The organism is Nostoc sp. (assembly GCF_036917975.1).
Taxonomy (GTDB): Bacteria; Cyanobacteriota; Cyanobacteriia; order Cyanobacteriales; family Nostocaceae; genus Nostoc.
Map to the genome: position 1 here is coordinate 1 of NZ_JBALEJ010000106.1, position 20,104 is coordinate 20,104.

At 42.0% G+C, this 20,104-nt stretch carries 14 protein-coding genes; 5 read left to right on the plus strand and 9 right to left on the minus strand.

Going from position 1 to position 20,104, the window contains the following annotated elements:
* Positions 1–66 precede the first annotated feature (66 nt).
* The 6 genes from V7K76_RS32225 to V7K76_RS32250 all read right to left on the minus strand — a co-directional run bounded on the left by V7K76_RS32225 (position 67) and on the right by V7K76_RS32250 (position 9,829).
* On the minus strand, positions 67–615 hold the full coding sequence (locus V7K76_RS32225; RefSeq protein ID WP_334776010.1) for a hypothetical protein: 549 nt from the start codon (positions 613–615) through the stop codon (positions 67–69).
* A gap of 7 nt (positions 616–622) precedes the next feature.
* A complete protein-coding gene (locus tag V7K76_RS32230) occupies positions 623–2,599 on the minus strand; it encodes a DNA cytosine methyltransferase (protein ID WP_334776011.1) in 1,977 nt (658 codons plus the stop codon).
* 188 nt (positions 2,600–2,787) lie between these two features.
* Positions 2,788–6,516 carry a DUF4912 domain-containing protein gene (locus V7K76_RS32235; RefSeq protein ID WP_334950985.1) on the minus strand — a complete coding sequence of 1,243 codons (3,729 nt, stop codon included), beginning with the start codon at positions 6,514–6,516 and terminating at the stop codon, positions 2,788–2,790.
* A 552-nt stretch (positions 6,517–7,068) separates the two neighbouring features.
* Entirely contained in the window at positions 7,069–8,175 is a 1,107-nt protein-coding gene (locus V7K76_RS32240; RefSeq protein WP_334776013.1) for a precorrin-8X methylmutase, read from the minus strand.
* Positions 8,172–8,726, minus strand: a complete 555-nt coding sequence (locus V7K76_RS32245) for a hypothetical protein (RefSeq protein ID WP_334950982.1) — start codon at positions 8,724–8,726, stop codon at positions 8,172–8,174. The genes V7K76_RS32240 and V7K76_RS32245 overlap by 4 nt, the downstream gene beginning before the upstream one ends.
* Positions 8,726–9,829: an AAA family ATPase gene (locus V7K76_RS32250; protein WP_334776015.1), complete on the minus strand. Its 1,104-nt coding sequence runs from the start codon at positions 9,827–9,829 to the stop codon at positions 8,726–8,728. Before V7K76_RS32250 ends, V7K76_RS32245 begins: the two co-directional genes overlap by 1 nt.
* Before the next feature lie 221 nt (positions 9,830–10,050).
* On the opposite strand from V7K76_RS32250, the gene V7K76_RS32255 reads away from it, so the two are divergent.
* Positions 10,051–11,958, plus strand: coding sequence for a heavy metal translocating P-type ATPase (locus V7K76_RS32255; RefSeq protein ID WP_334776016.1), 1,908 nt, complete (start codon positions 10,051–10,053; stop codon positions 11,956–11,958).
* A 162-nt stretch (positions 11,959–12,120) separates the two neighbouring features.
* Here the strand turns inward: V7K76_RS32255 and V7K76_RS32260 are convergent, their stop codons facing one another.
* A complete protein-coding gene (locus tag V7K76_RS32260; protein WP_334776017.1) occupies positions 12,121–12,687 on the minus strand; it encodes a PadR family transcriptional regulator in 567 nt (188 codons plus the stop codon).
* Between the two features lie 265 nt (positions 12,688–12,952).
* On the opposite strand from V7K76_RS32260, the gene V7K76_RS32265 reads away from it, so the two are divergent.
* The gene (locus V7K76_RS32265) at positions 12,953–13,360 is read left to right on the plus strand and encodes a hypothetical protein (RefSeq protein WP_442936180.1); all 408 of its coding nucleotides are present in this window, start codon (positions 12,953–12,955) and stop codon (positions 13,358–13,360) included.
* 447 nt (positions 13,361–13,807) lie between these two features.
* A complete protein-coding gene (locus tag V7K76_RS32270) occupies positions 13,808–14,788 on the plus strand; it encodes an aldo/keto reductase (protein ID WP_334950979.1) in 981 nt (326 codons plus the stop codon).
* A gap of 182 nt (positions 14,789–14,970) precedes the next feature.
* On the opposite strand, the gene V7K76_RS32275 is transcribed toward V7K76_RS32270, so the two are convergent.
* Complete coding sequence (locus V7K76_RS32275; RefSeq protein ID WP_334950977.1) at positions 14,971–15,828, minus strand: class I SAM-dependent methyltransferase; 858 nt, start codon at positions 15,826–15,828, stop codon at positions 14,971–14,973.
* Positions 15,829–16,203: 375 nt separating this feature from the next.
* On the opposite strand from V7K76_RS32275, the gene msrA reads away from it, so the two are divergent.
* Positions 16,204–16,881, plus strand: coding sequence for a peptide-methionine (S)-S-oxide reductase MsrA (gene msrA, locus V7K76_RS32280; RefSeq protein ID WP_334950975.1), 678 nt, complete (start codon positions 16,204–16,206; stop codon positions 16,879–16,881).
* Positions 16,882–17,082: 201 nt separating this feature from the next.
* Here the strand turns inward: msrA and V7K76_RS32285 are convergent, their stop codons facing one another.
* Positions 17,083–17,403 carry a hypothetical protein gene (locus V7K76_RS32285; RefSeq protein WP_334950973.1) on the minus strand — a complete coding sequence of 107 codons (321 nt, stop codon included), beginning with the start codon at positions 17,401–17,403 and terminating at the stop codon, positions 17,083–17,085.
* Between the two features lie 421 nt (positions 17,404–17,824).
* Between V7K76_RS32285 and V7K76_RS32290 the strand changes: the two genes are divergently transcribed.
* Entirely contained in the window at positions 17,825–19,366 is a 1,542-nt protein-coding gene (locus V7K76_RS32290) for an ATP-binding protein (RefSeq protein ID WP_334950971.1), read from the plus strand.
* The last annotated feature ends 738 nt before the right edge of the window (positions 19,367–20,104 follow it).

Genomic DNA, 20,104 nt, shown 5'->3' on the forward strand with positions numbered 1-20,104 from the left:
TCTTACCCTACCTCGGATAGTGCCACTTTGTTTCCAACTTGATTGCTGATCAGACAAGTCCGCTTGTCAATAGGGTTTGAGACGCGCTGACCCTGCTTTATATACAGATGAATACGGATAATTTTCTGCTAAACTGCGTGTCATCATGAAACCATCCGCATTTAATCTCAGTAGCTCATATTTTCGTAACACAGGTGTAATGTATTGCTTATCAAGAGAACGCATAGAAATACCATCACACCAAGAAAAGTCTCTTGTCGCCGTACTACCCTTGTGTAACCTAATACTCTGCTCTGGCTCAATTGCCTTAATGCACAACTGTAGAATTGACAAACCTACTAATGCTCTACCAACTTCGCTAGTCACTGACTGTACAAGTCTATCTAAAAAATATTTATGCGCTTGGCTCAAGGCCAAGAAATCAAGATTCGATGAATAATCTCTGCAAAATAAAATCTGTCTTTCCAAGTAACCTGTAGATAGTTCTACTGCTATTTTCTTGTACCGTATTTTTGCAGCTTGACTCATTCCTCCTTCTTGAAAGTATTGAATTGTTCCATCAGGTAAGACCAACTCACTTCTGTTTGTATAGACTCTCAGGTGTAGTTCATTCATGATCTGTTTATAGACTTTTGCGAAGTTGCACGCTTTTAGGGTTTAGTGTAGGAAAGGCGTAAGGAATCAAATACTCACCTTTGGGAATTTGTGGGTTTGTGTTGTGATTTCTAACTTCATAGCCCATAGCTCGTAGAGACTGAAGATAGGAGAAGACATCTTCTGCTTTCACACCCCATCGTTCTGCAAGCTCTGTAGCTGAAAGTTGAGCCGCAGTACCAATGCACTTCGTCACACATTGGATTACACGCCAAAGTGGTTTAACATTTAACTGAGGATGAAAAGTTATTATTCCACTAATTCGGGCATTGTATTGGTAATATCCAGATAACTGAACTAAATCCGCTTTTCCTGTAGCTTCAGTTAACTTTTCTTCAAAAGCTTTCCAAAGAGATGTATATAACTGTGTATCAATAGCTTTCGCACAAAGCTTAACTGAAGACGTTCCCAAAACCCATTCATCATGACCGTAAGACGGATTAATATCTATCACAAATTGATCTTCTTCTTCGCAATTATCATTGATACTTGCTGTAAACAACCAGCATGAATCATTCAAATCGTAGGATATATAAATTTTTACACCTTCAGAAGTTTGTTCTGTTTTCCAAGAAAAGTCAGCAGATAAAAATCCGATCATTTTTCCTTTGTCTTCGTATTTCAAACGAGGTATAGATAAGATTTTTCCTGCTTGACGTAAATCTGCAATTGCAGATTTAGCTTTTTGAGCATAAATTTCCGTTAACTTTCTTTTACGCTGGCGAAAACCTAGTTTTTTATTCTCAGGTAAGTAACTTATAGGGAAAGGTAATTTAAATTTAATTACTTGTTCTAAAATACTAAGAGCTAATATTCGCCCAAGTTGAGGAGGCACTGAATTTCCAATTTGTTCAATAGAAACCTGTCTATTACCAATAACTTCATAGTCATCAGGAATAGTTTGTAATCTCTTTAACTCTGCAATCGAGAATTTCCGATTTTCCCAACTGAAAGGCCCAGTGTATTGTCCTCCCTGTGCTTTAATTGTTCGTACTGGATTTGTTGGATCTGCTTTGTAGAGGAAATCTGAAAATTTTGATCTCCAGCTAAATATTGGGTTAGGATAACCCATCTCTTTTGTATAAAAACTATAGTTCAGTCCAGGTGGAATATGTTCGAGTAGATATCCGAAACGTCCACCTAGACCTGTTTCCATTTCTGAAATATCAGCGCCTTCTACAGCTTCTCCTGCTGAATAATAAGAATTTTGATTCAGAGAATCTGGCCCATGAGTAGGATAGGGAAATAAATATTCGCCTTCTTTTAATCCAACAATAAATAAACGTTCTCGATGTTGAGGTACTCCATAATCAGCAGCATCAATAATCCGAAAATAAATATTGTAGCCAACTTCTCTAAAAGCTTTTTGAATTTCTTGCCAAGCTTTTCCTCCATTGGCACCAGTTATTCCATATACATTTTCAAATAAGAATCCTTTCGGTTTAAGCACATTGAGAATACGAACATATTCTTGAAATAGTGTACCTCTAGCATCTGTTGTTCCAGACACTCCAGCAGCTCTACGTCCAGCAGCAGAGAAAGTTTGACAAGGGGGGCCTCCAATAATAAAATCTACTGTCAAATGAGATTCAGGTAAATAATCTCTAATATCAATGCAGACAGCTTCAGAGCCTTCTAGCCATTTCTCTGGTAAAGAATTCCTTTGTAAAGTCTGAACATATTTGGCTTCAAGCTCTACCATTTGAATGATTTCAAAGCCAGCATCATGAAATGCAATGTCTAATCCACCACCACCAGAAAATAAGCTGAGTGTTTTAATTGGAGTAAGTCCCTGTTGTATCAGCCATTGGCGGAGAGATTTACCAAAATTGTCAGTCCATGCTGGTTCTTGTCTGACTTTAAGAATGGCTAAAATATCTTGAAACCAAGTTCTATTAATTGGTTCGGAAGCAGACAAATCGAAAGAAAGAGACAATTGTCGCATTACGTAACCTAAAATATAACGCTTGTTGGTTGTGTAAAATACACTTTGGGAAAGGGACTAGGGAATTAGGGATTAAAGTAGTGTATTCTATCCATTTGAAAACCGCTATATATAATAAAATCCCCTCTCACCACACCTAACTCAAAGGGGAAAGTGTGTAGGTTAAGAGGGGATAAATCAGGGTAATATTAGCTTTCGGAAGTTTCCTGAGAGAACTTCTTATGAATAGTTCTTGTGGATTCTCCATCAGCAGCTACCGTGATGAGATAGTCCATTAAACCATCTGAAAAGGGGAGACGTAAGTGGAAAGTACCATCGGGTTTGATTTTGATGGTATGACCACCAATGTTGACGGTTGTATTTGGTTGGGTTGCTCCGTGAATAATCAACTCGGCATCGGCCACAAACCAGAAATCTCCGTGGGGATGACTGAAAACCCGAACATTAGCAGAACGAGCGATGAGTAACCAAAGATCGCCATCAGTAATATAGCCAATTTCAACCATGTAATCGCGATCGCTCACGGGAATAGCCACAAAGCGATCGTGCGCTACCTCTTCAGATTCATACTGCTGTATCAACTGGGGACTTTGATAACTCAAGTCAATGCCAGTTACATCGTACAGTCGCACTACCAGTTGTGAACCACCCTGTTGTTGCAGCGCTTCGGACTGAGTTTTGGAAATGTACCAAGAGACATAAGCCCATTTGGGAGTGCGGGGTGTGAGGACAATACTGCTCTCTGCTTCAGGGATCTCTGCTTCAGGGATCTCTGTTTTAGGGATCTCTGCTTTAGGGATCTCTGTCTCAGGGATCTCTGCTTTAGGGATCTCTGCTTCAGGGATCTCTGTTTCAGGGATCTCCGTTTCTACATTTGCCCAGCCAATAGCTGTTTCGCTTGTTAAGGCGACATTTTCAACTGGAGAAACTGTAGAATCTGTTGTGGGATCTGGATGGACAGGACTGAAAACACGAACGATCGCAGAACGAGCGATGAATAACCAGACATCGCCATCAGCGACATAGCCAATTTCAGCTATGTAATCGCGATCGCTGATGGGAATTTCCACAAAACGATCCTGTGCTGTCTCTTCACATTCATACTGCTGGACAAACTGAGGATTTTGATAACTCAGGTCTATTCCAGTCACATCATAAAGCCGCACTACCAATTGAGAGCCGCCCTGTTGTTGCAGTGCTGCTTTTTTGGTTTCGGGTATTTCCCAAGAGACATCAGCCCATTGGTGAGTGCGGGGTGTGAGGACAATACTGCTTTCTTCATCTACCTCTACATCTACCAAGCCAATATCTGTTTCATCAGGAATCGGCACATCAGCAACGATGGGATCTGGATGGATCGGATTGAAGACACGAAGAACTGCGGAACGGGCGATGAATAACCAGTACTCGCCATAAGCGATATAGCCAATTTCAGCTATGTAATCGCGATCGGTGACAGGAATATCTACCAGTCCTTCGTGTACTGTCTCTTCAGATTCGTACTGCTTGACAAGGTTGGGACTTTGATAACTCAGGTCAATGCCAGTCACATCGTAAAGCCGCACTACCAATTGAGAGCCTCCCTGTTGTTGCAGCGAGGCTTTCTTGGCTTCGGAAATCTCCCAAGAGACATGAGCCAATGTATAAGTATATGGGCCTAGCACAATACTGCTCTCGTCATCTGCATCTACCAAAACAATAGCTGTTTCGGCGGCAATTGGCTCATTGTCAACCGGAGTATCAATTTCGGCTTGGCCATCTGATGCCAAAGTGCTAGCCCAGGTTCCAATCCCTGCGCCGGCTGCTAAAGCCGCAGCAGTAGCAAAATCTGTGGAGTTGGTTTCCGCAACATTTTCCCCAGCAGTCGGTTCTGCTGGAGATGTTTCTTCTGGTAAATCGGCAGTAGGTTCGGCCGCGTCCGCCACCACATTAAAGGCATCTTCTTCTGGTATTTCTGGTAAATTTAACAGTGAAGATGTTTGTGTCGCTGATGGTTCGACATCGGCTGTCGCTTCGCTAGACTCTGGTAAGGGCAATTCATCTACTGGGGCTGTATCTTCTTCATTTGAGGTGATACTCTCTAGCCAGTTCAACTCTGCTTGAAGTTCCTCATCTCCTCCATCTTCAATTGCTGTGTCCCAATATCCAAAATCAGATGTTATTTCTGGCAGATTTGGTAATTCTGGGAGTGGGGCTGTCACCTCCGATGAAGGCAGTTCCGCATGATAAGTATCTTCTGGAATATTAGCCAGGTGAGGATATGGAGTATTTACTACAGCTGCGGGGGCTTCTATGTCCCATTCAATTTCATCAGACTCATGATGATTTGTTTCCGTATAATTATTTACTTCAATTGTCTCATTGATAGAGTCTGCTTCTGTGTCTCTGTTGTTAAAGGTAGACCAGGTAGCTGCCCCGATACCTGTTGCCAGAGCCGTACCACCGCCTAAAGCTGCGGCTCCCAAGTTGTTATTTTCCGATCCATTAGTTTTGCCCGGTGTGCCTTCGTAATGGTTTGAGGTACCATTAGTTGCCTCTTGGACTAAATTTGATGTCCCCTGAGTAGCATTCTGGGTCAGTTCAGATTGTGTTTGGGCATAGATGTTGAAAGGAGTGCGATCGGGGTTTTCTTGCTCTTGAAAGTGCGACACTGGCTGTTCCTCAAGTATCGCTCCGTTCAGGGAGGAAGTTGTGCTGGCATTTAGCACCGCCGCTTCGCCATTTTCTGTGTTCGGTAAATCAGGATTTGATTCTGGCGAGTTGTCTGTTTTCTCTGTAGGGGATGGGCGTTTCCCCAAAACCCACCAAAATAATCCTCCGGCGGCGATTATAAAAAACAAAGGTAGCAGCAACCACAAGGGTGTTTCTTTGTTTACAATTGGACTATTTTGTGCTGGAGGAACTACAAAGGGCTTTTGGGCAAATACAGAAGTAGTGGCACTAGGGGAAGGCGTAGCTGCTGGTGTTGTCTGGGCACTGGGTAAAGCTGTGAAAGCAGTAGGTTGTGATACCCTGGCTGCGATCGCCTCTGCTTCAGAAACTCTAGCTTGTTCTATAGCCTGCTGTCCTGGGGGAGCCAGAGTATAGCCGAGAAAATCAACTATAGTTAAGCTGGGATTTTTTTTGTAAACGTAGACTAAAGGTTGCGAGAAGGGATATTTTGCATCTTCTGGTAAGGCTTGATGTAATTGCAGAACTCGCACACCTTTCAACTTCGATACCTGATTAGCTAACACATAGCTGATACCGTCTTTGCCCAGTTGTTTGATGATTTCTGCGGTATTATCCTCAGTTAGTTGGGTAGCATTAGCCCCTGTCGCAAATTCACCCGTTTTGAAGGCTGGATAAGTACGAAAAGTATTGCGAGTTTCACTTGTGTTCGGGTGATCGATTAACCGAATCTTCTCTGAAGGCCCTCCCACTTGTGACCAATTGGTAATTTGTCCCCGGAAAATCCGGGCGAATTGCCTACTAGTCAAGCTGCCTTTGAAAGGATTATCTGCACCAACCACGATCGCAATTTTCTCACGGCGCAAGCGAACTTGTTCTAGTCCTTGGGCTTTTTCGGCTGGTGTCAAGCCGCGCCCCATTGCTACTATGTCGATTTTGCCATCTAGCAACTTTTTTAGTGCCGTACTAGTACCATTAGCAGCAACTTCAACCTTTGTGCCGACAAACTGTTTTTCAAAACTTTTTTTCAGACTTTGGTTGATTGCACTCAAGCTACTAGAACCGTCAATCCTTACTTTTGAGCCATTCTGCACTGTTGTTGGCAGTGGAAAAGAGGTCGCTTGCGGTGTAGATTGTGCCAGCATTGGCGCTGATAACACCAGAGTTGCTGCCATCGGGGTTGTAGCTAAGGCAACCCATAATACCAGCCTGACTATCGAAGTATCTTTTTTTTCTTGTTGCCACATAAGCCCTTAATTAAAGTAAAAAATAGAAAGCCTGCCATTCCTAAATCGCGATCTTGTTAGGAATTATGGAGGAGACGCGCTAATTATACATCTGAGTTATCTTTAGTTCTAATTACTTCAAAGCACTCGTACTGATTTATACTTCGCTGTGGATTGTATAGCATGATAATTTATACTCTAAATTGCCAAAGTCTGTTTACTATAAATTTTTCTAAGTTATATTGCAACTTATACCAAGTTGGTAGCTTACGGCCACAGTTATGAATTATTGAATTACTAAAACTGGTAAAGTGTAACAAATTCAATATTATTTAACAATATTATTTTCAGTAGTGCTGAGTCTGAGTACTGAATTATGAGTGCTGAGTTATGAGTGCTGAGTAAAAATTCTAGTTCATAGAACATTTCCATGCAAGGCTTTTGAAACTCGTTTCATTGAGACTGCCTTAAATAGACATCTCCAGAAATTAAATATGCGTTACCCATAACCCTTGTAGAGACGTAGCAGTGCTACGTCTCTACATTTTTTTTCGGAGATGTCTAAATGAATACTTATTTGAGATAACAATGACAATCTGGCTTATCAATTAGTGACTCAACCAAGGCATTGAGGGCAGTTGCAGCTAATGCGCCACCTCCTAAAGTCCCTGCAACTGTAATATAAGGTATCCCTTGTTGCATCAGTTGTCGCTTGGCTGCGGGAGAATGGCTAAAGCCAATGGGCATTCCAATTACTAATGCAGGCTGAATTTTTTGGTTAGCGATCGCTTCACAAGCTTCGAGAAGTACTGAGGGAGCATAACCAATTACCAGCACACAACCATTACTTACTTGCTGCAATTTTTCTCGCCATTCTTGATGTTGCCAAAAGGCGAGTTCTGCCTCTGTAGCGGTGGTAATATGGGGGTTATCAATTAAGGTTTCGGTGCGGCATCCCAAGTGAAGTAATCGGGTTTGATCTAAAGCAGCAGCAACCGTTTGGGTATCGACAACAATTTCACAGCTTGAAGATAAAGCTTCTCGACTAGCTGCGATCGCATCTCGACTCAATTTAATAAAGGACACTAAACTCACATCGCCACAAGCCAAAACCAACTGAGAAATTAAATGCTGTTCAATTTCCGAACGCTGAGACAAATCAGGTAGTAAACGTTGTAACGATTCGGTAAAAGCTTCTGAATGGGTATGAATTTCGCCATCTAACCCACTCCAGAGATTTTCCAATCCCCCCAATCCGGCTTGAGTTTCGACATCGAGTAACTTCAGTTGTGCCAAAACTTCCGCCTGGATAATTTGACAATGGCGATCGCGCCCCAATAATCCTTCTAATGCTGATGCAGTTTGTCGCAGTTGGGAGATTTGTTGCATCACCGCCCGATATTGCTGCTGGAGTTGTCCCATGAGGTTAACCGTTGTATCGGCTTCTGGTTCCACTTCCAAAATATTGCGGATATGGTTTAGCTGAAACCCTTGCTGCTTCAGCGCGACAATCCGTTGCAACCGGAGGACATCTTTTTGGGTGTAGAGACGGTAATTGCTGCGCGATCGCACTGGTTGCGGTAACAGCCCCAATTGATGGTAATGTCGCACCATCCGCGGAGTCAAACCGCCGCCTACGGCATCAGTGAGTTCTTTAATAGTTAAGCAACCAGCATTCATAAGTTATTTAATAACGGCAAAATTCTTTGTAATTCTCCACAAGCTGCCTGAAGAGATGGCGGTGCATTTTCATCCAAACCTTGGTAACACTGGTTTACCAAGTTTTCCACATATGGTTTGCAATCTGACTGTTTTTTGAGTTTTGTATATTCAGATTCTTCATCAACAGTTTCACCCTGTAAATAATGTATCCAAGTTTCAATATTTCTTTTGGGGATAAATATTGCTATTGATTCATCAGGCTGACGAAGTTCTTGTGACTTTTCTAACAGTGCATCATTTAATTGCCTCAACCTTTCATTTACATTCTTTTTGTCTGCATCAATTACAATAATTAGCATTCCTGAACGCTTATTTTTACCACTACGATATCCTTTTACTTCTTCCGCATACTTTTCTCTAACGAACTGCTCACCTGCACCTTTCGGACAAGTTTCAATTCGGAAATTTCTATCTAAAATAAAACCACGCTTTTGCAAAAAATTACGGGCAAACACTTCTTGTTGTTTATCCTCACACACAATGACAATCTGTAACCTCCGTCGATTCATTACAACCATCCTCGTGCAATCAGTTGTGAAATTTTTAGTCCTGTATCCTCCGCTTCTTCATTGCTAATTTTTCTGACTTTAACGGGTGCGTTACTTTGACGGTCAAACCAATAGCCAATGGGTGATGTTAAAAGATAATTAATAAATTCAGGATGATGAGAAATCAGCAAAGCTTGTAGTCTTTCTTCACTGCAAAAATCAGATAGTTGAATGAGCCAAGGCTGAATTTCTGGTAGCGCTAAGAAGTTCTCTGGTTCATCTATGCAGAGTGTATAGTCTTCAGACTGGGTGCAATATATAAGTGTATACAGCGCAACTAGCACCTTTTGCCCATCAGATAATTCACTCAAGCTATAATCAATAATTTTCCTATCTGTATCGGTTAAAAACCGCAAATTCAAAGTTAGATATTTTTCCCTGAACTGCTCAAACTTAAAACTTACGAAACCATCTAATATATCTTTCAAAACATTCATTAGCTCGGCTACTTTACCCTGATCCTGTGATATGTAGCGATACCAAGAAACAAAATTCTCCATTCTATAAGATAATTGAATTTCTTCTTGTTCACTACCATCAATAATCAAACTAGGAATAATTTTTACAATAATGAATCGATTCATTCTATTTTTGAACCAAGTCAGCTTCGTATTTTCTGGTCTTGGCATCAATGAGGGCAGCATGGACTGTGACCAATCAAATGAATATTTTGGACCCTCTGAATAATTATCTCGAAAAAGTTGAACTTCGCCCATGTCAAATTTCAACAAAAGTTGGTTGTCAAACCACAAACATTCATGCATAACACGGCTCTTTTCTTGATTGTGTTCAATAGCAAGTGCATATTTATAATTGCCACCATTCCCAGCAATCTCTAACTCAAAACGCTGAGTTGTAAAATGCCGCCAGCGAGTACAGTCAATAGATTTAAAAATTCCTTCTACTTTAGAGTCACCACTTGTAAATGTTTGAATTTTTCGCAAAACTTCAAAAACAGTTGATTTACCTGTTGCATTACTACCAAGAAACAGGTTAATCGAGTCAAAGTTCAGCTCAAAATTAACCAAACAGCGAAAGTTATCAATATATATTCGCTTTAACATAGATTTTTCCTCCTAGTGCAATTTTAAAGTTAACAGTTAAATCGTCCCATTTACCCACATCCCGCTTTTGAAAAACGCTCCAAGAATATAGACAAAGATTTAGCTTTGCGTACCTCAGCGCTTCCCTCAGCGCCCCTCTGCATTTTAAAATCATTATAAACCTTGACATTAACATTAATGTCAAGGTTTAGCGTAAGAGAGTCCTTGTTAATTCATCTCTCATGCTCTACCCCCAGCGTTTTACCCAATTCACCAAAGAACACGCAGATACCGTAGCAGCCCTTTTGTGTGGCTTATTGTTATTTCTTGGATGGTTCGCCTTGCATCTCGGATGGTTAGGATTGGCATTCCTGCTGCTACCTGCTGCTTATGTGATTGGTGGTTACGATAGTGCGCGGGAAGGATTAACCACCCTCTTTAAAGAAAAGGAACTTGATGTAGATTTGCTGATGATTGTCGCCGCCATCGGTGCTGCTAGCCTCGGCTTATGGCGAGGAGAATATCATCTAATTATTGATGGGGCAATTTTGATTCTGATCTTTGCCATCAGTGGCGCACTAGAAGGCTATGCGATGGCGCGAACTGAACGCAGTATCAGAAGTTTGATGAGCCTAACACCAGATACAGCAAGGGTTTTACTTCAAGGAAGGGAAGAGGAAATTCCGATCAGTCAGCTAAAAGTGGGTGATGAGATTGTCGTCAAACCCGGAGAGCTAATTCCTACTGATGGGATAATTTTATCTGGTTACAGCACTCTCAATCAAGCTGCAATCACAGGCGAGTCTTTACCTGTAGAAAAAACAGTCGGTGCGGAAGTATTCGCCGGTACACTCAACGGCTATGGTGCATTGCAGATTAAAGTACACAAACCAGCCCAAAGTAGTTTGATTCAGCGTGTAATTCGCTTGGTAGAACAAGCGCAGACAGAAGCACCTCCTTCCCAAGAGTTTATCGATCGCTTTGAGAAAGGATATGCAAAAATCATTGTAGTAGCCGGAATATTGCTGGCAACTTTACCGCCATTTATTTGGGGTTGGGATTGGGAAACAACAATTTATCGCGCTCTTACTTTTCTGGTGGTAGCTTCTCCCTGCGCGCTGATGGCTGCAATTATGCCCACCCTGCTTTCGGGAATCGCCAATGGTGCAAGACAGGGGATTTTGTTTAAAAATGGGGCGCAGTTGGAGAAGATTGGCAAAGTCCGAGCGATCGCATTTGATAAAACTGGTACTCTCACAACAGGACAGGTGCAGCTATTTCAGGTAGTTTCAGTTAGTGAATACACTCAATCTGATGTCCTAAAAGCAGCCGCTAGTGTGGAATCATCTTCTGAACATCCCATCGGTAAGGCAATTGTACAGGCGGCTCGTGATTTAAATTGGGTTAGTGCAATACAAGTGCAAGCCATACCCGGACAAGGAATTGTCGGAATTGCTCAAGAACAACAGATAATTGTCGGGAATGCTGTTTTTGTGCAACAGTATGTCACAAATTTACCTGAAGAATTGCGAGAAATAGTTCAATCTTGGGAGCAAGAAGCTAAAACCGTCGTTTGGGTAGCACGGGGGGCAGAGGTGATGGGTGTAATTGCGATCGCAGATCAAGTCAGAGTCGAAGCAGCCGCAACCATTACCCGGTTAAAGAAACTGGGAGTTGAACAAATTGTCATGTTAACCGGGGATAATCAGGAAACTGCTCAAAGTGTCGCCAAAGCCGTCGGAATCGATCAAGTATATGCCCAACTTCTACCAGAAGATAAGCTCGATGTGATCCGCCGTCTACAGCAACAATATCAAACTGTGGCAATGGTGGGCGATGGAATTAATGATGCACCAGCTTTAGCCCAAGCATCTGTAGGTATAGCGATGGGAATATCTGGTAGTGATGTGGCGCTGGAAACCGCAGATATAGTACTGATGGCAGACAAATTAGAAAAAATTGCTGTAGCGATACATTTGGGTAGGCGATCGCAACTCATAGTCAAACAAAATATAGTCGTAGCCTTGGGTTTCATTCTGTTGCTTTTAGTCGGCAACTTTCTAGGAAATATTAACCTACCCATCGGCGTTATTGGCCATGAAGGTTCCACAGTCTTAGTTACCCTCAGTGGACTGAGATTGCTGAAATAAGATAGAACAAAGTAGTACTTTGTCAAGCTAATTTTGAGGGTTTGTAATAAGCACTTTAGTTCTCAAGGACTAATAGACATCTCCGAAAAAGAACGTAGAGACGTAGCACTGCTACGTCTCTACAAGGGTTCTGGGTAACGCATATTTAATTTCTGGAGATGTCTAATGACTTTGCGAAGCGGTTTGATACGGCTTTTGCTGACTGATAAGTGCGATCGCTGTTTTCAACCAATCAATATAAGTCTCTTCTCTTCGGATCACCAACTCTAGCACCAGCCTTTGCATCAACTGTTCGCGGTTGGCAGATTCATCATCAAGTGATGGCAAATCGATGGTTTCACATTCAGCCAGTTTTTTGCTTCGAGCCGCCAATTGTTGCTCAAGTAGATGAATGATGGTTTCATTCGATAACTGATCTGCAAAATGCAACTGGACTAGCATTGGTTCTCGTACAGTCGGTAAGGGCTGATGAATCCCCAGCCATCGGCTAAATTCGGCTTTCCCTGGCTCCGTTACACTGTAGACTTTGCGGTTGGGGCGATCGTGCTGAATCTCAATGGTACAGGTAATCCAGCCTTGCTCAACTAGCTTATCGAGAGTTCTGTAAATTTGTGCCTGATCTGCTGGCCACAAATGGGCAATGCATTGATCAAAGCAGCTCGTTTTAAGGTCGTAGCCCGTCATTTCTTGCTGCTGAAGAAGACCTAAAATTACATTTGCTAGCGACATGAAGACGGTTTTCCCATAATTGATATTTTCTCGCTCAGTTCTACCTATGTAGTTCTTATAATTTTATGTTAATATATGATTAATCGAATATAAGATCTAACGGCTATAAAAAGATATGTTGACTATAATGCTTCTTAGCAAGGAAACCAAATAGGTAAAAAACTCCGCTCCCAAGGGCATGGCGCATGGAGAATAGTTAGCAATGCCCAATGCTTAGAAATTATTTAAGCCATTGAAGACTATTGTAACGAGAGGATGGGTAAAATTGACTTCTAACACACTTCTACAAAGAATACATCAACATCAATATCTGCGTGATTTACGAAACAAACTACTCCATCTTCACAAGATTTTGCTGGAGACAGAACGCATTGCCTACGAACAGGTTAGTGGACGAGTATCAAGCGGAGAACTCCTTCAGCTAGTTATCGCTCATGAACAATTTGCTTGGCTACATCAGATTTCTGAGATAGTTGTGCAAGTTGATGAAATGCTCCAAGCAGATGAACCAATATTGCTAGACGATTTCCAAAAATTGATTGCTGATGTCCGCACATTGATTGTGCCGTTAGAAACGGGCAATACCTTCGAGAGAAAGTATTACAACGCTCTCCAGCACGAACCTGGTGCGGTGTTGGCACATGCGGAGATATCCAGATTTCTCACAGATTAGGGACTGGGGACTGGGAACTGGGGATTAGGACTCTAACACTAGTACAACACGGCGTAATTGAAGAAGGCAAAAGGCAGAAGGCAGAGGGCAGAAGGTTCTTTTCAGAAGGGGATTCAAACCCCTCCTGAAAAGGAGCCACCAAATTGAAAATTTGGTGGGGGTCTTAAACCCTTGCTCCTTCTAGTCGCGCAGACGGTGACGCTCCTGCGTCGCTAACGCTGCGCTATCGGGCAAGAAGAGTTGGGATAAATCCCTTCTGCCTTCTGCCCTCTGCCCTCTGCCTTTCTTCGATAAAAAAATACTCAATTACTTCTTGTGGGGTGGACATCTTGTCCGCCCCACAAGATTGGATAAAGTCTCTCAGTAAATACTTCTAAGAATAGATGACTTGGTGAATAGAAAAGACCTAATATTCTACAGACCTATTACTGACTAGGGTATTATTTTATGACAACCAGGAAACTAGGCAAACAAGGGTTAGAAGTTTCAACTATTGGACTTGGTTGCATGGGAATGTCTGAGTTTTATAGTGGTCGTGATGACATTGAGGCGATCGCTACAATTCATCGGGCATTGGAACTTGGGGTAAATTTTCTCGACACTGCTGATATGTATGGGCCCTTTACCAACGAGCAATTAGTAGGAAAAGCAATTAAAGATCGCCGAGATCAAGTAGTATTAGCAACTAAATTTGGCAATGTCCGCACTGAAGATGGTGGTTTTAAAGGGGTTAATGGCAGACCAGAATATGTCCATCAAGCTTGCGATGCCTCACTAAAACGTCTGGGAGTTGAAGTTATTGACCTCTATTATCAACATCGGGTAGATCCAACTGTACCTATTGAAGATACTGTTGGGGCAATGGCAGAGTTAGTCAAGCTTGGTAAAGTGCGCTATTTAGGACTTTCGGAAGCTGCGCCGGCTACAATTCGACGAGCGCAAGTAGTTCACCCCATTACTGCACTACAAACAGAATACTCTCTTTGGAGTCGAGAGCCAGAGGATGAAATTTTACCTACTGTGCGGGAATTAGGAATTGGGTTTGTTCCCTATAGCCCATTAGGAAGAGGGTTTTTATCAGGTGCAATCACCAGCCCTGACGATCTTGCACCTGATGACTATCGAAGAAATTCACCCCGCTTTCAAGGTGAAAATTTCTCTAAGAACTTGCAATTAGTAGAGCAAGTTAAGGCGATCGCCACCGAAAAAGGAGTAACTTCTAGTCAGCTTGCACTAGCATGGCTTTTGGCTCAAGGCGAAGATATAGTACCAATTCCAGGTACAAAACGCCGTACTTACTTGGAGGAGAATATTGCAGCTACCGAAATTACTCTGACAGAACAAGATTTGAATCGACTTGAAGCAGTTGCACCAAAAAATGTGGCCGCAGGTGAGCGCTACCCTGATATGAGTACTGTTAACCGTTGATCTAATGGAATGGTGGTGAGGAAGGCAATTAGGGACTTCCAAATAAAAAAATATCCCAAAACTGACACAAAAATCCTCTCTATTTCTCTTCTCTCTGTGTTCTCTGCGTCTCTGTGGTTCGTTTATTTGGATAATTTATTTCTTGGAAGTTCCTTACAGCACTTCCGGCTATATCAGTGTTGTCATTTGGGTTTGATAAACTTGAGAGTCATGCGATCGCTCTCTCCAATGTTGAGGAAGCGTTGTCTATCCTTTTGACCTTGGCTCAAGGTTGGAGGTAGTGTCCAAACTCCACCTGGATAGTCTTTGGTATCTTTTGGGTTGGCGTTAATCTCTGATTTACCCACCAATTTGAAGCCGACTTTCTCCACAGCAGCAATTACCCCATCTTCAGACATGTAGCCAGTTTTAATACTTTCTTCTAAAGAAGTTCTCGCAAGGGCGCGGTGTTCTTCCACTCCCAAGATGCCCCCTGGTTTAAGTGCTTTATAAGCCGCCGCGTAAACCTGCTCGGCATAGCCAGCTTTAACCCAGTTGTGAATATTGCGGAAGGTAACAACTATGTCTACAGAGTTGTCTGGGGCTAGGGTAAGTTCATTTGGGGGATTGATTTGAGCTACTTTGACCTTACCAAAAATCTCTGGATTAGCTGCTAGTTTTTCTTGGAAAGCCAAAGCAGGTTTACTGGCGCTATTAGCCAAGTTAGTAACTATGAGTTGTCCTTTGGGAGCTAGAAATGGGGCTAATATTTCAGTATACCAGCCGTTCCCTGGCCACAATTCAACTACGGTCATATTTGGGCGCAGACCGAAGAATTCGAGAGTCTGGGTTGGGTGGCGGTACTTGTCTCGGAGGCGATTCTGTTCTGAGCGATGACTGCTGTTGAGTATGGTTTGGAGTGTGATTGTGCTGTTGAGTGTAGTTTTTTCGCTCTCGTTGGCTAAAACAGTTGGTGGCATTACAGATGCTAATAGGAGGAAAGCTAGAGTCAAGGCTTTCAGCAAGCCTTGGTGAGGAATGGGATTTTGGGCAAATTTCATAGCTGTTGTTTTAATCGCGATCGCCTATTTTTGAATTGAACCCCTAACCTGCTATCACAGTCAATTCGTCCCGTTGAACTTACGTTAAATAATACCATTCCTAAGAATGGCAAATATACTCAGGGAAAACGCATCTAATTTATTTTGACAAAATGTAACTTAATATAAATAGACATCTCCGAAAAAGAATTGTTTTGACGTAGCAGTGCTACGTCTCTACAAGGTTTCTGGGTAACGCATATTTAATTTCTGGAGATATATCTCTATAGCACATTGGCGTAAATGGGGGCCATATTTAAGCGATCGCTATCTAAATGACAAAATAGCTGAATAAACTCGGTTCTTCGTCTATTAAATCAAGGAGTTCACAACCTCATGTCAATTTATAACTTCACTCTCTCCCGCCAGTTATTACGCAATTTTTCCATCTTTTCGCTGACTGTTGTACTCCTATACAGTGCATCTCGTGTGATACTCCCTGCTCCCGCCACTGATATTTCGACTGTTGCACCGAAGGGAAAGCAAGTAGCGGTTTTCGCTGGTGGGTGCTACTGGGGAATGGAAGCAGTTTTTGAGCATCTCAAAGGTGTTTCTGATGTTGTTTCTGGCTTTTCTGGGGGTGATGCAAAAACCGCAGACTACGCGATTGTGAGTGCTGGATTAACCAATCATGCTGAATCGGTGAAAATTACCTACGATCCATCAAAAATATCATATAATCAGCTTCTAAAAGTCTACTTTTTGGTAGCCCATGACCCAACAGAGTTGAATCGACAAGGCCCCGATTCAGGTAAGCAATATCGTTCGGCGATCTTTTTTGCTAACGATGAGCAGAAACAGGCTGCACAAGAATATATTGCTCAACTCAACAAATCACGAATCTTCGATAAGCCGATTGTGACGGAATTAGATCCTTTGAAAGGTTTTTATCAGGCGGCGGCATACCATCAGAATTATATAGTGCATCATCCGAGCGATCGCTATGTGGTAGTGAATGACTTGCCGAAACTGGCTAAACTTCAAGCCAAGTTCCCTGATATGTATAGCAAGTAAGGAGATTTAGAGCATTCACGTCATTTTGAATTGATTCATCCCTCTATTATGCAACGCTTAAAAATCATCTCCCATCGGTCATGTTAGAAAATGTTACTGCTTGGGAACCCTAAAATGCAAAGCCATAAGGCGATTGATAGCATGTTGGTGCAATGAATGTAGAGGATAGATCGCGTCTTTACTCCCTATTCCCTTTCTCAATTAAATAAGAGAATCAGCTATTTCTTGAAGTTTCATCTCTAATTTATTCTGGTTTACTTCTTGTCTCCACAGTCCAAAGAGTTTTAAAGCTTTGAGAAAAGGTAATTTTACATCTTGAGAATAAGCTTGATAAGCTTCATTAGTTATTTGTTCAGAATCCTTCTTTAACTTATCGAAGTTACCTAAAAAACGTTTAATGGAATCCTCATTATATCCTAATAAATAATCACGTACTTCTTGCTGATCTACACCTAGTAAATTATGTAATAAAATGTTTTTTAGAGTGGTGTCGATTTGGTGGCTGGAAGCCTTACGGGGCAAAGGCTCCCAGACGAACTCCCTACCGATTGGGTTAAATCGGAATTAATGGAAACTCAATGTGCAGTGGTGCTATGCCCCACGTTGCTGCACCCTACCGATTGGGTTAAATCGGAATTAATGGAAACCTGTCCCCTCGAGTCGTTGAATGTCTACTATTTTCCCCTACCGATTGGGTTAAATCGGAATTAATGGAAACTTCCCAAGCTTCACCAGCCTGAGGATTTCCACTCAAATCTCGACCCTACTGATTGGGTTAAATCGGAATTAATGGAAAACAATGCCATTATTTTGCTTCTCTCTTTGAGAAGCAAAATTAATTAAACCCTTCATTAATACCGTCGTCATTCGCTTGAAAAACCTAGACAACAAACAAATAACAGTTAAAAGTTAAAGTAGAAAAACTTTTAACCTTGAACTCCTTATGATCTGTCACTTCCTCATCGGTATTCCCGGTAGTGGGAAAACCACCTTCGCAGTCGAGTTAGCAAAACTGGGGAATTATCGCATCATCTCCACTGATGCAATTCGCCAACAACTCTACGGTGATGCAAGTATCCAGGGTGAGTGGAGTCAGATAGAAGAAAAAGTAATTTCTGAGATTGTTGATGCGATCGCACAAGGTAACTCCATAATCTATGATGCTACCAATGCCAAACGTGCGTGGCGGATAGATTTGCTAAGAAAGCTCAATTCATCTCTGACCTCCCCAGTGCTGTGGATGGGGTGGTATTTGCAAACCCCGATTGCAACTTGCAAGTTATGGAATCAAAAGCGCGATCGCCAAGTTCCAGAGATAATAATTGAGAATATGCACAAATCTCTGCAAGAGTTTCCCCCAATTGCAGCAGAAGGTTTTGCAGTAGTCAAAGCAATTGATGTCACTTCTTGCAATTTTGATATTCAACAAATTCAAAACCAAATTCAACAGCTTGGGCGCACCCTTACCAATCGTGCTAACCGCAATCGCCACGTCACCCTACATTCATACAGTAAGCTACTGGACTTTGAACGCCTCATGTATCTAATTTCCTTGATCATCCGCTATCCAGGGATGGGAAATTTGCAAATCACTAACCCCAGTCTGCTAGAAAGCATTTTTGGTTATGTTCCTCAATTTGCTAGTTCCATAGAAGAAGTTACCACTTTAATAGGTAAATTGTGCGGCACAATCTATGCTGATGCTGGGGCGATCGCATCTGATTTAGACTGGCTAGAGCAAAATTCACTGCTTGGGGCTAATACTATTGCTTGGTGTTCTCCCATTACCTCACCACTTGATCTCTCCGTTACACCATCTTCCTTTGTGACTCATGGCTATTCTGACTGGCACACATTCCAGAGGTTAGTACAAATAATTCGTTTTATTCTTCATCATCCATTCTTGGCAGATAAAGGTAAAGGAAGTTTGCCAACTCTTGTATCTGCACTTAAGCAAAATGAAATTATTGATGGTGATAGCTTAGATACTGTTCGCAAGGACATTGAAAAGGTTCTTAAGCCTTATAAAATATTGCCAGAATTTCCCCTAAGAGACGGCTACTTCGTGGGGACAGCAATTTTATCAACATACGAGTTAATCAAAGTGTTTGACGTTCTCCAGTCTCAAGCTAAAAGTCTGAATGACCCCGTAGCGTTGGAGATTTATGAAACTTTTGCTACGCGGATGGCACAAAGTAAATTGGGCGTGAGTAAGGTATATCCGGTGCGGGCGATCGCTAACCGCAATATGGTTGATCCAGAGTTTTTACCGTTAGATGCCCTATCTAAGAACTTACAGCGAGTTGAGGAAGCAATAGTTAAGGGAGAACTACTCGAATTGAATCGCTTTCCGGGTGGGGGCAAGTTTACACTGGACGAAGAAGGTTTTTTTCTAGCATTTCCCTTGCAAATCGTCTTCTGTAACCAAGCATGGTATTTGGGTTACGAATGTGAAGGTCGTACAACCAGAAGAATTGGTAGCTAAGGTTAAGGAAATTGGTGAAGCTATTTTAGCGGTTTATAAATCAATACGGTTCAGTTAGCGCCAAAAACCCCTCAGATGCGTAGGTTGGGTGGAGGAACGAAACCCAACATTTTCGCGGGTTTGTTGGGTTTCACTTTGTTCCACCCAACCTACGATTATCCTTAACTGAACCGGATTGGTTTATAAATAACAACAAATAATCAAATATCTTTCAGAATCTTTCAAAAGGTCGGAGTATAAACATTCCGACCTTTTGCGTTTCCATTAATTCCACTTCTACAAAAAGAAGCGTCTATTTTTAATCATGCTGAAGTTCAAGATACAAGGAAAGTTTCCATTAATTCCACTTCTACAAAGAGAAGCGTCTCCTCTTATTAAACCCCTGACTGTGCCTGATGTCCAGATGCCATTTGCGACGGGGTATATACCTACAACCAAATTCAACCATAATACATAGACATCAAAACGCTGTAACCCATACTGGAAAGGACATCGGCGGGGTCAACGAGAGAATAAGCATTTACAGCTTTTGCCGACCCCGCCGCAGAGAAAATAGAAGAATATCAAAAATTCCTCATTCGCATGAAAGCCCTAGCATGATTCCAGATCAGCCTCTACCTTAAGACATAGAACAAATTCACCAACACCATTACATCCATCTATGTATATGTCTTCTCGTGCAGCATTAGTTCGCAACCTTGGTGTCGCCTTACTCAACGGCGCTATTACACTAATTAT